The 12,574-nt window shown below is 60.5% G+C and carries 13 protein-coding genes; 7 read left to right on the forward strand and 6 right to left on the reverse strand.

Features of this window, described 5'->3' with window-relative positions; genetic code table 11:
• Nucleotides 1–115: 115 nt before the first annotated feature.
• Nucleotides 116–439 carry a DUF2025 family protein gene (locus J7E41_RS18630; RefSeq protein ID WP_214995010.1) on the reverse strand — a complete coding sequence of 108 codons (324 nt, stop codon included), beginning with the start codon at nt 437–439 and terminating at the stop codon, nt 116–118.
• Between the two features lie 233 nt (nt 440–672).
• On the opposite strand from J7E41_RS18630, the gene J7E41_RS18635 reads away from it, so the two are divergent.
• From J7E41_RS18635 to J7E41_RS18650, 4 genes are all read left to right on the forward strand, one after another.
• Nucleotides 673–1,797, forward strand: a complete 1,125-nt coding sequence (locus J7E41_RS18635; protein WP_214995012.1) for a glycerophosphodiester phosphodiesterase — start codon at nt 673–675, stop codon at nt 1,795–1,797.
• Nucleotides 1,798–1,878: 81 nt separating this feature from the next.
• Nucleotides 1,879–2,184 (forward strand): PepSY domain-containing protein, encoded by a 306-nt coding sequence (locus J7E41_RS18640; protein WP_214995014.1) that lies wholly within the window; start codon nt 1,879–1,881, stop codon nt 2,182–2,184.
• A gap of 151 nt (nt 2,185–2,335) precedes the next feature.
• Nucleotides 2,336–3,358, forward strand: coding sequence for a transporter (locus tag J7E41_RS18645; protein WP_214995016.1), 1,023 nt, complete (start codon nt 2,336–2,338; stop codon nt 3,356–3,358).
• Between the two features lie 244 nt (nt 3,359–3,602).
• A complete protein-coding gene (locus tag J7E41_RS18650; RefSeq protein ID WP_214995018.1) occupies nt 3,603–5,219 on the forward strand; it encodes an inorganic phosphate transporter in 1,617 nt (538 codons plus the stop codon).
• A 105-nt stretch (nt 5,220–5,324) separates the two neighbouring features.
• On the opposite strand, the gene J7E41_RS18655 is transcribed toward J7E41_RS18650, so the two are convergent.
• The 3 genes from J7E41_RS18655 to J7E41_RS18665 all read right to left on the reverse strand — a co-directional run bounded on the left by J7E41_RS18655 (nt 5,325) and on the right by J7E41_RS18665 (nt 8,216).
• Nucleotides 5,325–6,299: a biotin-dependent carboxyltransferase family protein gene (locus tag J7E41_RS18655; RefSeq protein ID WP_214995020.1), complete on the reverse strand. Its 975-nt coding sequence runs from the start codon at nt 6,297–6,299 to the stop codon at nt 5,325–5,327.
• On the reverse strand, nt 6,296–7,174 hold the full coding sequence (locus J7E41_RS18660; protein ID WP_214995022.1) for a 5-oxoprolinase subunit B family protein: 879 nt from the start codon (nt 7,172–7,174) through the stop codon (nt 6,296–6,298). Before J7E41_RS18660 ends, J7E41_RS18655 begins: the two co-directional genes overlap by 4 nt.
• A gap of 235 nt (nt 7,175–7,409) precedes the next feature.
• A complete protein-coding gene (locus tag J7E41_RS18665) occupies nt 7,410–8,216 on the reverse strand; it encodes a 5-oxoprolinase subunit PxpA (protein ID WP_214995024.1) in 807 nt (268 codons plus the stop codon).
• A 236-nt stretch (nt 8,217–8,452) separates the two neighbouring features.
• On the opposite strand from J7E41_RS18665, the gene J7E41_RS18670 reads away from it, so the two are divergent.
• Nucleotides 8,453–9,370: a LysR family transcriptional regulator gene (locus tag J7E41_RS18670; RefSeq protein ID WP_214995026.1), complete on the forward strand. Its 918-nt coding sequence runs from the start codon at nt 8,453–8,455 to the stop codon at nt 9,368–9,370.
• Here the strand turns inward: J7E41_RS18670 and J7E41_RS18675 are convergent.
• Nucleotides 9,356–10,261, reverse strand: coding sequence for a LysR family transcriptional regulator (locus tag J7E41_RS18675; RefSeq protein WP_214995028.1), 906 nt, complete (start codon nt 10,259–10,261; stop codon nt 9,356–9,358). The genes J7E41_RS18670 and J7E41_RS18675 overlap by 15 nt on opposite strands.
• 120 nt (nt 10,262–10,381) lie before the next feature.
• On the opposite strand from J7E41_RS18675, the gene J7E41_RS18680 reads away from it, so the two are divergent.
• Nucleotides 10,382–11,140: an SDR family NAD(P)-dependent oxidoreductase gene (locus J7E41_RS18680; RefSeq protein ID WP_214995030.1), complete on the forward strand. Its 759-nt coding sequence runs from the start codon at nt 10,382–10,384 to the stop codon at nt 11,138–11,140.
• 33 nt (nt 11,141–11,173) lie between these two features.
• On the opposite strand, the gene J7E41_RS18685 is transcribed toward J7E41_RS18680, so the two are convergent.
• Nucleotides 11,174–11,611, reverse strand: coding sequence for a multidrug/biocide efflux PACE transporter (locus J7E41_RS18685; protein WP_214995032.1), 438 nt, complete (start codon nt 11,609–11,611; stop codon nt 11,174–11,176).
• Between the two features lie 88 nt (nt 11,612–11,699).
• On the opposite strand from J7E41_RS18685, the gene J7E41_RS18690 reads away from it, so the two are divergent.
• Nucleotides 11,700–12,554, forward strand: a complete 855-nt coding sequence (locus J7E41_RS18690) for a LysR family transcriptional regulator (RefSeq protein WP_214995034.1) — start codon at nt 11,700–11,702, stop codon at nt 12,552–12,554.
• The last annotated feature ends 20 nt before the right edge of the window (nt 12,555–12,574 follow it).

A 12,574-nucleotide genomic window follows, 5' to 3' on the forward strand; every position in this document is an offset into this window, starting at 1 on the left:
AGCTGGCTTGCCTGCGATGCAGACACCTCGGTCTATCAGACAGACCACAGTGATGCTATCGCAGGCAAGCCAGCTCCCACATTTTGATCTTCGTCATGCCAAAGATTGTGTCCGTTCAATTGACCAGACTGCGTACCGCACTGATCTGTGGAATCTCCACCCGGCGCATATACACCCGTAGTGGATCAGTGATGTTGATACGGTCATCGATATTCTGATCCAGCAGCAACCGGATACGCTGGCGAGACAACGTCATGGTCTGCTGATCGACGGGTTGCCAGACGAATTCGGCGGTAGGAATGATGCCGTCATCGGCGACGTCCATGCCGAAGGCATCTTCGCTGAATCGCACGATATAGTGACCGGTCTTGCGGTTCAGCCCGACGAAGCCGTTGAGTTGGTCGGCGGCCTGGCAGATAAGCTCGGAGGTGATGCGCATGGTAAACCTCACTGAAAAGTCCCACGGGGACTGGAAAGATGGTTTACACGCGTGGCAAGAAAGGTATTGCCCTCTAATGGGGCAACTCGAGCCAAGAGTACTGCAAAGCACGACACAAAAGCGCAGAAAAATGGCCCACGCGCACGTTAATGTCGGTTTGGTGATAGCGCCTTTCGCAATCAATTGTTAAAAAGGAGCCCTTCTGACGCTACCTCCACGAAAGGACCTCGCCTATGCCTGCCACGTTTACCAAGAGTGCCCTGCTGCTTGCCCTGATGCTGGGCCTTGGCCACGCACAGGCTAGCCCAATCAGCCCGGTTGAATTGGCGACCAATGTGGGTATCCCCCATCCAGCGGTGATTGCCCACCGTGGCGCGTCCTTTGACGCACCGGAATCCACTGCCGCGTCCTACAAAGTCGCACGCGACCTGGGTGCCGACTACTTGGAAATGGACCTGCAACGCAGCAAGGACGGCGTACTGTTCGCCCTCCACGACAACAACCTGCAACGCACCACCGACGTGGCCACCAAGTTCCCTGATCGCAAGGACAGCCCGGCCAACGAATTCACCTGGGAAGAACTGCAAACCCTCGACGCCGGCAGTTGGTTCAACGCCGCTTACCCGGATCGGGCGCGGCCAGGTTTTGTAGGATTGAAGATTCAGTCCCTCGACCAAATCATCAAAATCGCCGAAGGCAACCCGCAACACAAGCCTGGCCTGTACATCGAAACCAAGGAGCCAAAACAGTTTCCTGGAATCGAAGCCGACCTGAAAAACAAGCTGCTGGACAAAGGCTGGCTGAGCTCCGCCGGCTCCAAGCTGGGCAAGAGCAACACCGGTGTGGGCCAAGGCAAAGGCCGCGTGGTGCTGCAGACCTTCGAGAAGGAAAGCCTGAAAAAACTCCAGGAAGAAATGCCCAACACCCCGAAAATCCTCCTGTTGTGGGTCGGTGAAGGCAGCATCGAACCCAAGTCCAAGGTGACCTTCGCCGAGTCCGGTGAACCCACCAAAGCCGCTTACTACGCCAAACAAGAGCCGAAGGACAAGGGCGAGTTCGAAAAATGGGTCGACGAGGCCAAGAACCTCGGCGCCATCGGCACCGGTCCATCGGCGTTGCTGACTGACCAGGGTGATCAGAGTTATTCGGACCTGGTCCAGCCATGGATGAACCAGATGACCCACGACAAGGGCATGCTGGTGCACGTCTACACCGTCGATGAGCCGGTGGACTTCAAGAAGGTGATGGACGCGGGGGTTGATGGCATCTTCACCAACCGCGCTGGCGAACTGCTGAAGTACTACAAGCGCTGGCCGTCCTCGAGCGTGTCGGATCTGCTGCAGGACAATGGTTACTGAGTCGGTGTGCCATTAAGGATGAGTTAAGTTGCGCCGGTTAATCTGGCGCCACTTAAACAAATCACCCCAAGGATCCATACCATGAAGAACCTTACTGCCCTGTTCGCCGCTGCTGCCCTGACCCTCACCGCCGGTTTCGCCCAAGCCGACGTTCGTCCAGACCAGATTCCGGCGCTGCTCAAATCCGGCGAGGTCATGGCGTTCGAGAAGCTCAATAGCGCCGCCCTGGCCAAGCACGCGGGTGCCACCATCAACGACACCGAGCTGGATCACGAAGCCGGCCGCCTGGTCTACGAGGTCGATCTGACCGACACCACCGGTAAGAAGTGGGACGTGAAGCTGGACGCCAAGACCGGCGAAGTCCTGGAAAACAAGCAAGACACCTGATTTACCCTTTCGAAAACGCCGCGCCGCCCTCGGGCCGCGCGGCGTTTTTATGCGCATCTCCAAACGGTCACAAAACCGTCAAATCCACTTGCCATGATGCGCTCAAGTGAACCTGTGAAATTCCCTACAGGCGCTTTCCCTGCGAGCCTCCATGAACCACAGCATCGACCACAGCCATCAGGATTCCGATCTGTTTGGCTTGCTTTACGGTTTTCGTTTTCGTCCGGGTGAAAAAGGCGAGCAGATCGATTCAGCCACTGCACTCGCAGCCTTGCAGCAACCCGGTGACCCCGAGGAGTTTCTCTGGCTGCACTTGAACCTGGCCCACGCCGCTTGCGAGCGCTGGATGCAGGCGCACCTGGAGCTGCCTGCAGAGTTCTTCGAAGCCTTGCACGAAGGCTCGCGCTCCACCCGCATCGAACACGTGGACTCGGCCTTGCTGGCGGTGGTCAACGACGTGGTGTTCAACTTCAGCAGCATGGTGTCTTCGGACATCTCCACTTTGTGGGTCTGCGCCCGTAGCCGCCTGCTGATCAGCGCGCGCCTGCAACCGCTGCATTCGGTGGACAAGCTGCGCTCGTCGGTCAAAGCCGGCGAACGTTTTCGCTCGCCCCTGGAGTTGCTGGTGCACCTGTTACGAGACCAGGGCGAAGTGCTGACGCAGATCGTGCGCCAGACCAGCATCAGCGTCGACCATATCGAAGACCAATTGCTGTCCTCGCGATTGTCTACCAACCGCGCCGAGCTGGGGGCCATGCGTCGGGTGCTGGTGCGCCTGCAACGGCTGCTGGCCCTGGAGCCGGGCTCGTTGCTGCGACTGCTCAATCGCCCGCCCCAATGGCTTCAGAAAGAAGACGTGAAGGAGTTGCGCAAGTCCACCGAGGAGTTTGCGTTGATCATCAACGACCTGATGGCATTGGGAGAGCGGATCAAACTGTTGCAGGAAGAGATCGCCGCCAACCTCAACGAGCAAAGTAACCGCACGTTGTTCACCTTGACCGTGGTGACGGTGCTGGCCTTGCCGATCAATATCATCGCCGGTTTTTTTGGCATGAACGTGGGGGGCGTACCGCTTTCCACGGACCCTGAGGGGTTCTGGATTCTGGTGGCATTGGTTGCCACCTTTACCCTGATTGCCGGGCGCTGGGCCTTCAGAAAACGCAAAGATTACTGAAGCGACCTAACCCTTCCCCCGTAGCAGCTGTCGAGCGCCAGCGAGGCTGCGTAGGCCGCGACTCGGTTCTGGATCTTTCGCGCGTCCTACGCAGCCTCGCTGGCGCTCGACAGCTGCTACGACCACTGAATATTTTATAGACCAGTGGTCACTCTCATTCACCTGAACACTGACTTGCCGCAGCATTTCTGTAACATTTCGCAATGATCATGGGCGACATCCTCCCCACACTGGATGCTCCGGCATGGCCACCCCTTCCCTGACCGCCTCCACGCACGCTGACACGACCGACCCAAGACCCCGCCTGGACAAGAAACCCGGGCTGCTGACAGTGATCATTTTCTTCGCCGTGCTCGCCATGGGCCTGCTGTTCACCGCCTACAGCCTGATGCACGACATGCACGAACTCGGCACCGTCGTCACCACCTGGACCCCGTTCCTGCTGCTGGGCGTAGCACTGTTGATCGCCCTGGGCTTCGAGTTCGTCAATGGTTTCCACGACACCGCCAACGCCGTTGCCACGGTGATTTACACCAACTCGCTGCCGCCGCATTTTGCGGTGGTGTGGTCCGGGTTCTTCAACTTCCTCGGCGTGCTGCTGTCCAGCGGCGCGGTGGCGTTTGGCATCATTGCGTTGCTGCCGGTCGAGCTGATTTTGCAAGTCGGCTCCTCCGCCGGTTTCGCCATGATCTTCGCCCTGCTGATCGCCGCGATCCTGTGGAACCTCGGCACCTGGTGGCTGGGGTTGCCGGCATCGTCGTCCCACACCCTGATCGGCTCGATCATTGGCGTGGGCGTGGCCAATGCCCTGATGCACGGTCGCGACGGCACCAGCGGCGTGGATTGGGGCCAGGCGATCAAGATCGGTTATGCCCTGCTGCTGTCGCCGCTGATCGGCTTCGCTTTCGCCGCCCTGCTGTTGCTGGCCCTGCGCGCCTTCGTCAAGAACCGTTCGCTGTACAAGGCACCGAAGGGCGACACTCCGCCGCCTTGGTGGATTCGCGGCATGCTGATCGCCACCTGTACCGGCGTGTCCTTTGCCCACGGTTCCAACGATGGCCAGAAAGGCATGGGCCTGATCATGTTGATCCTGGTGGGCACCTTGCCGATGGCCTACGCACTGAACCGCACCATGCCTGCCGACCAGTCGCTGCAGTTCGCCGCCGTGGCCGAAGTCACCCAGCAGGCCCTGGTGAAAAGCGCACCGCAAGCCGCCCCGGCCGACTCGCGCGCCACCTTGTCGACTTACGTGCGCACCAAGGAAGCCACTCCGGAGCTGGTGCCCGCCCTCGCCTCCATCACCGGGCATATCGGTGAAGAAGTGAAAGGTTATGGCTCTCTGGCCAAGGTCCCCGCCGAAGCCATGGGTAACGTGCGTAACGACATGTACCTGACCAGCGAAACCATTCGCTTGATGGACAAGGGCAAGGTCGGCAACTTCGACGCCGACACTCAAAACAAGCTGCAACTGTTCAAGCAACAGATCGACAACGCCACACGGTTTATTCCGTTGTGGGTGAAGATCGCCGTGGCGATTGCGCTGGGCCTGGGCACCATGGTCGGTTGGAAACGCATCGTGGTGACGGTGGGCGAGAAGATCGGCAAGACCCACCTGACTTACGCCCAAGGCGCGTCGGCGGAGATGGTGGCGATGCTGACCATCGGTGCGGCGGACATGTACGGTTTGCCGGTGTCCACCACCCACGTACTGTCCTCGGGCGTGGCCGGGACCATGGTCGCCAACGGCGGCGGCTTGCAGATGAGGACCATCCGCAACCTGTTGATGGCCTGGGTGCTGACCTTGCCGGCGGCGATTCTGTTGTCGGGTAGCTTGTATTGGTTGTTTACCAAGCTGTTCTGACACAAAGCGGTTGTAGCCGCTGCGACGGGCTGCGCAGCGGCCCCCGAGGGCGGTCCTGCGACACGCATCGCAGCCTCGTGCCTCGGCAGCGGCTACAACTGCAATTCAGTTGCTGAACAGCCCGCCCATCACCTTCAGCCGTTTTTTGTACACCCGACGCGCCTCCAGCGCCTCCTCCAACGTCACCGCGACAAACCCGGCGCGTTGGTTGGGTTGCATTTGGCCGATCAGATCCAGATCGGCACTGATCACCGTGCCAATCATTGCGTAACCACCTCCCGACACCGCATCCCGATGCAGCACAATCGGCTCCAAACCCGCCGGCACCTGGATCGAGCCGATGGGGTAGCAACTGTCGACAATGTTCGACGGATCCGAGCCTGCGCCAAACGGCTGTTCCCGAGGCTGGAAGCTCAAAGCACTGCCGCCCTTGAAGCGGTAGCCAATGCGGTCGGCCTCCGATCCGACGGTCCAGGGTTCGGCAAAAAAACTGCTTTTCGCTCCCGCCGTCAGCCGCTCGTAATACAGCCCCGGCACCACCCGCAACGTGACCTCACCGCCCACCGACCGACGCAAGGCCATGGGCAAGCTGTTCCCGGCGCGGCCCTTGCCACTGGCAGATCCGATGGGCAGCTCGTCGCCCTCTGCCAGCCGCCGGCCGTGAAAACCACCCAGTGCACCGAGGGTATAGGTGGAGCGGCTGCCGAGCACCAGCGGTACATCAATGCCACCGGCCACCGCCAAATAGGTTCGCGCCCCGGCCTTGGGAAACTCGAACCGCAGCACCTGCCCGGCGCGCACCTGGAAAGCCGTGTCTTGATGCACCACTTCACCGTCCAGGCGCGGCGACATCAGCGCGCCGCTCAACGCCACCAACGCGTCCTGCTGAAACTCGAGCTCCGGCCCGATCAAGGTGCACTCCAATCCCGCTGCATTGGCCGGGTTGCCCACCAGGTGGTTGGCCACGCTCAAGGCGTATTGGTCCAGCGCACCGGACGGTGGAATGCCAAGGTGGTAGTAACCTTCACGGCCAAGATCCTGTACGGAGGTGGCGAGGCCGGGTTTGAGGACCTTGATCATGCCAGCGCCTCCTGCAGGGTTTTCGGATAACCGACAGGGTCGGCGAGGAAGGCATCCAGGGAAAATTCCACCGGGCGGATGCGCAAGTCGAAACGCCCGGCCTCGACCTGCGCGATCGCCACGTCATAAGCCTCGCGGTCCATGGGTTTGAACTGGACGATATCGCCGGGCCGGAAGAACACCATGTGTTCCTTGAGGTAGGCCAGCTGTTGCTCAGGGTCGTAGATCGGCGCCGGCGTCACACCGAACATCTGGTAGCCGCCAGCGCCGCGTACCGAATAGATACACCCGAAACAGCCCCCATGGCCCAGGGTCAGTTTCGGGGTGTCAGTACGCGGGCGCAGGTATTTGGGCACCTGTAACTGGCGCTCGCGTTCCACCATCTGGAACATGAACGGCAGCCCGGCGACAAAGCCGACCATCGAGACAAACCACGGCGCACCACTGTGAGCGGCGATAAAGGCCTCGACATCTGCCAGGCCATTAATACGTGCTGCATACTCCAGATCGGTACCGCTGGGGTCTTGATGACGGTCACGAAAACGCATCAGGGTCTCTAAGGTCCAGGGGTCGTTGTACAGCACCGGAATCTCGATGATCCGCGTGTGCAAGGTACGTTCGGCCACGGCCTGGGCTTCGGCGCTCTGCACCGCATCCAGCAGCACGTGAGGCGCGATGCGGTCCGGGTCGAAACGAATCTGGAATGAGGCGTTGGCCAGGCACACGTCCAGCACACCTTCCAGGGCCAGGCGTTCTACCGCACGGGTGACCGCCATGCCCTTGAAAAAGGCTTCCAGGGACATGCTTTCGCTGACCTCGGCAAACAGGTGCTCATCACCGCCAAAGCTGTAGCGGATCGGGGAAGATTCAGCCATGTCTGTTCCTCTTGGAATCATTATAGAAAGGCAGGCAAAAAATCATCTAACGGTGGTACAGGGCTTATCGTTTTTGTGGTGAGCCCGCGTATTGTGGTGAGCGGGCTTCCTGTGGCAAACGGGCTTGTTGTGGCGAGCGGGCTTCCTGTGGCGAGCGGGCTTGCCCCGCGTTGGGCTGCGAAGCAGCCCCAATAAAATCAGCTCCACTCATCCAGACAGAATACGATGGCAGGTTTCAGGGCTGCTTCGCAGCCCAACGCGGGGCAAGCCCGCTCGCCACAAGAAGCCCACTTGCCACAACTTCGATGCCAGCCCCATTCAGTGCTGTACGGGTGGCCTCCACCAGGTCCAGTGCGCCAGGGGTGTCACTGTGCAAGCAGATGGAATCGAATTCGATGGGCAAATCTTCACCCTCCACAGTCCGCACCAGACCGCTCTGGCAGGCACGCACCACCCGCGCAGCAACGGTCGCCGGATCCAGCGCGCGGACAGTGCGGGTAAAAACGATGGACCCTGAGAGGTCGTACTCACGGTCGGCGTAAAATTCTCGCACCACCGGTTGACCGAGTTCGTTGGCGATGCGCCAGATCACCGAGTTGGGCATGCAGTACAGCAACAGCGTCGGCTCGATGATTTGCAGGTTTTCCACCAGCAGGCGTGCGGCTTCTTCGTCTCGGGCCAGGTGCATGTAGAGTGCACCGTGGGGCTTGATGTGTTGCAGGGAAATACCTTGGGCCCGAGCGATTTCTCGCAGGGCACCCAGTTGGTAGAGGATGTCGTCCACCAGTTCCTGGGCCGGGGCATTGATGTGGCGCCGGCCAAAACCTACCAGGTCGCGAAAGCCGGGGTGGGCGCCGATAGCCACACCCAGTTGCTTGGCGCGCTCGACCGTGCGGCGCATGGTGCCAGGGTCGCCGGCGTGAAACCCGGTGGCGATGTTGGCGGAACTGATAAACGCCATCAGCTCGTTATCCACCCCATCGCCGATGGTCCAGGGACCAAAGCCTTCGCCCATGTCCGAATTGAAATCCACTGCCTGCATCGGGGTTGCTCCGCGAAAGTTCATGCCATGGAAATTAGGCCGCGGCTTGACCCCTTGGGAAGATCTATTATCAGATAGGGTATCTTCTGAAAATCAGATACTCACGTACCCATGTCGCCGCTGGCACAGCCTGCGATCGGCTGCGAAGCAGTCGCGGGGCCTTGCAACCGCCGGAAGGTCCTGCGGCCCTTATCGCAGCCTCGTGCCTCGGCAGCGGCTACAGTCCAGGATTTGTTATGTCCCTCACGCTGCGCCAGGTTCGCTACTTCGTCGCCACCGCCGAAATCGGCCAGATTTCCCAGGCGGCGATCCACCTGAACATCTCCCAGTCGGCCGTGACCACCGCGATCAAGGAGCTGGAAGCCATGCTCGGCGTGCAGCTGTTTGTGCGCTCGGCCCAAGGCATGAACCTGACCGACGCCGGGCGCCACTTTCTCAACCGGGCCTATGTGATTGTGCGCAGCGTCGACGACGCCCTCAACAGCCCGCTGCCGGACTATCGCGCCAGCGGTGTGTTGCGGGTCGCGGCCAGCTACACGGTGCTGGGTTATTTCCTGCCCCACCACTTGCAGCGCATGGCGCACTGGCACCCGGACGTGAACATCGACGTCTTCGAGCAAGAACGCCAGGCCATCGAACACGGCCTGCTGGATGGCCAGTTCGACATGGCCGTGGTGCTCACCGCCAACCTCACCCACCCGGACATCGTCTCGGAAATCCTCTTCAACTCCGAACGCCGCCTGTGGCTGCCCAGCCACCATCCGCTGTGCGAACGCGCCGCTGTCAGCCTCGCGGATGTGGCCCAGGAACCGTACATTTTCCTGACCGTCGACGAAGCCGAACAAAGCGCCATGCGCTACTGGGAACACGCCGGGCAAATGCCCAAGGTGCGGCTGCGCACCAGTTCGGTGGAAGCGGTGCGCAGCATGGTCGCCAATGGCAGCGGCGTGGCGATTCTCTCGGACCTGGTGCACCGTCCCTGGTCATTGGAGGGCAAGCGTATCGAGACCGTGAGTGTGACCGATAAGGTGCCGCCGATGAGCGTCGGCCTGGCCTGGCACCGCGAACGCGTGTTCACCCCGGCAATGCAGGCGTTTCGTGACTATTTCCACGATGCGTTTCTCGCCCCGCAACAGTTGTCAGCCCGCCGTTAACGCGCTTTGCAGCGTGGTGGTCAACCAGTCCATGAAGACCCGCACCCGCAACGGCAGATGCCGTTGACCGGCGTATAGCAGGGAAACATCCATCGAAGGCGCCGGATACTCAGGCAAGACCGCCACCAGCTCACCGCTGGCCAGCAGCTCACGGATCCCCAGGAGCGGCACCTGAATCAGGCCAAAACCCGCCAGGCAGGCCGCTTGATACGCATCCGTGCTGTTGACCGTGACACGCCCGGCCATGTCTATCCGCTGCACCTTGTTGCCTTGCTGGTATTCAAACCCCGACGAGCGCGAACCCAGCGGGCGCACGTAATGCACCAACTGATGATCGGCCAGATCAGCCAACGTTTTGGGCACGCCATAGCGTTGCAAGTATGCGGGGCTGGCGCAGTTGATCATCGGCATGCTGCACAACACCCGTGCCACCACCGACTGGTCCGGCTGCGCTCCCACCCGCAGCACACAATCGAAGCCCTCGGCCAGCAGGTCAACCTGGCGGTCAGAGCTGCTGATTTCCAGATCAATCAGCGGGTGCCGCGCCATGAACTCCGGCAGGCGCGGCACGATCACCATCCTGGCCATGGCGTTGAGCATATCGACGCGGATCCGTCCGCTCAGTTGTGCCTCATCCTGACGAAACAGGCCTTCCAACTCCTCCATATGCGACAGCAAATCCTTGCTGCGCTCATACAACACCCGACCGTCCTGAGTTGCCTGAACCCTGCGTGTGGTGCGCTGCAGCAGGCGGGCGCCGAGCAACGCCTCCAGCGCCTGCACATGTTCGGACACCGTGGAGCGCGGCAAGCCGAGACTCTCGCCGGCCTGGGTGAAACTCGACAGTTCGGTGACGCGGACAAAGGTGCGCAGCAGTTCCAGCTTGTTCATGGGGCGCCCCTGATTGTTCGACTTATCCGGCCAGTGATTCCGGTTCATCCCTATTTATCACGTTATGACCGGACAAATACACTCAGTCCACAATCAATCATTCGCTCCAAGGACTTCACTATGACCCGTAAAATCGCACTCATCACCGGTGCCAGCCGTGGCCTGGGCAAAAGCGCAGCCCTGCACCTGGCCGCACAAGGCGTCGATATCATCGGCACTTACCACAGCAAGGCCGATGAAGCTCAAGCGGTGGCCGCCGAGGTCGAAAAGCTCGGTGGTCGCGCTGCCATGTTGAAATTGGATGTCAGTCAGAGCTCAACGTTCGCAGCCTTCACAGCTGAAGTCGGTGCGTTGCTGAAACAGGTTTTTACCCAGAATCACTTCGACTTCCTGATCAATAACGCCGGTATCGGCGCCCACGCCAGCTTTGCTGACACCAGCGAGGAACAGTTCGATCAGATGGTCGACATCCATCTCAAGGGCCCATTCTTCCTGACGCAAAAACTGCTGCCGCTGATCGCCGACGGCGGCCGGATCCTCAATATCTCCAGCGGCCTGACCCGCTTCAGCCTGCCCGGCTACTCGGCCTACGCCTCGATGAAAGGCGCGATTGAAGTGCTGACTCGCTACCAGGCCAAGGAATTGGGCGCGCGTGGTATCACCGTCAATACCCTGGCGCCTGGGGCGATTGCAACCGACTTCAGTGGTGGCGCCGTGCGCGATAACGCCGACGTCAACGCCTTTGTCGCCGGCAACACCGCCCTGGGTCGGGTAGGCTTGCCAGACGACATTGGCGGGGCGATTTCTACTCTGCTGGCCGACGGCAGCAACTGGATCACCGGGCAACGGGTCGAAGCGTCGGGCGGGATGTTTTTGTAACGCCCTCCTCGCCAGGAGCCGGTACGCCGGCTCCTATGTCGCCAGCGCCCGGCGCTGCACAAACTTCTCCCGCAACACGTCATAACCCCAGTGGTACACATAGGTGTACGGCAGGAAGAACAGCAGCACGCCGATGTCGAGGATGAAGGCCCGCATCAGGCTGATATTCAGCCACGCAGCGATCAACGGCACGGCAAATAGAATCAGGCCGCCTTCGAACATCAACGCGTGCAACACTCGGGTCCAGCCGCCTTCGCTCAATTGCAGCCGCGCTTTAAGGCGATCGAACAGACCGTTGAAGATCACGTTCCAGGTCAGCGCCAAAAGACTGATGGCCAGGGTGACTGCACCCATCTCCAGGGCGGGTCTTCCGGTGATCCACACCAGTAACGGGGTGCAGATCACCAAGGCCAGGCCCTCGAAGCCGATGGCTTGGAAAACGCGTTCAGTAAGGGTTTTGGTAGGGCTCATGACCCGTGCTCCGTGAGTGACTGTGGTTGCTATATTCATACCCAGATCCGATACTTCATAACCAATAACCATCGATCAAGGCGATAGTATGGCTTCCCACGAAGTGCTCCAGGCGTTTGTCCAGGCGGCGACCCAAGGTTCGTTTTCGGCAGCGGCACGCAAACTGGGCAAGAGCCAGTCCACCGTCAGTGCGGCGGTGGCGAGCCTGGAGATTGATCTGGACGTGGTGCTGTTTGACCGCAGCAGCCGCAAGCCGACATTGACACCGGCAGGCCATGTGTTGCTGCAACGGGCCGAGCAGGTGCTGGAGGCCAGCAGCCGTCTGGAGTTGGCAGCCAGTCAATTATCTCAGGGGTTGGAGCCCAAGCTCAGTATCGCGATGTCCGATACGTACCAGTCGGACCGGTTTGAAACGGCCCTCAGCGCCTTTGAGCAGCGCTATCCGGACCTGGAGCTGGAATGCCTGATCGCCGAATGCGAAGACCTGATTGCCTTGGTGCAAAGCGGTCGGGCGCAGATTGCCTTTATTGAGATGCAAGAGGTGTATCCGCCGGACCTGACCCGTGCGCCTGTGGAAGAACGCACGGAAATCGCCCTGTTTGTTGCCCCCAAACACCCCCTGGCGAATCTTGAAGATATCCACCCGCACACCTTGCAGCAACACCGTGAACTGCGCCTGGCGAGCGTCATCAACCCTAATGAAACCCGCGCCATCGGCCGGGTGTGGTCGGCACCCAGCTACCTGATGCTGATGGAAATGGCGCAACTGGGTTTCGGCTGGGCACCGTTGCCGCGTTGGCTGGTAGAACGCTTTGGCAATGCCAGCCTGAAAGAGCTCAAAGTCCGCGGCTGGCCGCGTGCGGTGGCCGTGGATGCACTGTGGTCACGCCAACATCCACCCGGCCCGGCAGGAAGCTGGTTGTTGCAGAAAATGCTCGAATAACGCATCAAGCCGCCTCGGTT

Source organism: Pseudomonas fluorescens, from assembly GCF_018614655.1.
GTDB classification, from domain to species: Bacteria; Pseudomonadota; Gammaproteobacteria; order Pseudomonadales; family Pseudomonadaceae; genus Aquipseudomonas; species Aquipseudomonas fluorescens_BX.

Excerpts from the sequence above, each read along its gene's own strand:
- J7E41_RS18630 (WP_214995010.1), bottom strand. The coding sequence starts at position 439 with ATGCGCATCACCTCCGAGCTTATCTGCCAGGCCGCCGACCAACTCAAC.
- J7E41_RS18635 (WP_214995012.1), top strand. The coding sequence starts at position 673 with ATGCCTGCCACGTTTACCAAGAGTGCCCTGCTGCTTGCCCTGATGCTG.
- J7E41_RS18640 (WP_214995014.1), top strand. The coding sequence starts at position 1,879 with ATGAAGAACCTTACTGCCCTGTTCGCCGCTGCTGCCCTGACCCTCACC.
- J7E41_RS18645 (WP_214995016.1), top strand. The coding sequence starts at position 2,336 with ATGAACCACAGCATCGACCACAGCCATCAGGATTCCGATCTGTTTGGC.
- J7E41_RS18650 (WP_214995018.1), top strand. The coding sequence starts at position 3,603 with ATGGCCACCCCTTCCCTGACCGCCTCCACGCACGCTGACACGACCGAC.
- J7E41_RS18655 (WP_214995020.1), bottom strand. The coding sequence starts at position 6,299 with ATGATCAAGGTCCTCAAACCCGGCCTCGCCACCTCCGTACAGGATCTT.
- J7E41_RS18660 (WP_214995022.1), bottom strand. The coding sequence starts at position 7,174 with ATGGCTGAATCTTCCCCGATCCGCTACAGCTTTGGCGGTGATGAGCAC.
- J7E41_RS18665 (WP_214995024.1), bottom strand. The coding sequence starts at position 8,216 with ATGCAGGCAGTGGATTTCAATTCGGACATGGGCGAAGGCTTTGGTCCC.
- J7E41_RS18670 (WP_214995026.1), top strand. The coding sequence starts at position 8,453 with ATGTCCCTCACGCTGCGCCAGGTTCGCTACTTCGTCGCCACCGCCGAA.
- J7E41_RS18675 (WP_214995028.1), bottom strand. The coding sequence starts at position 10,261 with ATGAACAAGCTGGAACTGCTGCGCACCTTTGTCCGCGTCACCGAACTG.
- J7E41_RS18680 (WP_214995030.1), top strand. The coding sequence starts at position 10,382 with ATGACCCGTAAAATCGCACTCATCACCGGTGCCAGCCGTGGCCTGGGC.
- J7E41_RS18685 (WP_214995032.1), bottom strand. The coding sequence starts at position 11,611 with ATGAGCCCTACCAAAACCCTTACTGAACGCGTTTTCCAAGCCATCGGC.
- J7E41_RS18690 (WP_214995034.1), top strand. The coding sequence starts at position 11,700 with ATGGCTTCCCACGAAGTGCTCCAGGCGTTTGTCCAGGCGGCGACCCAA.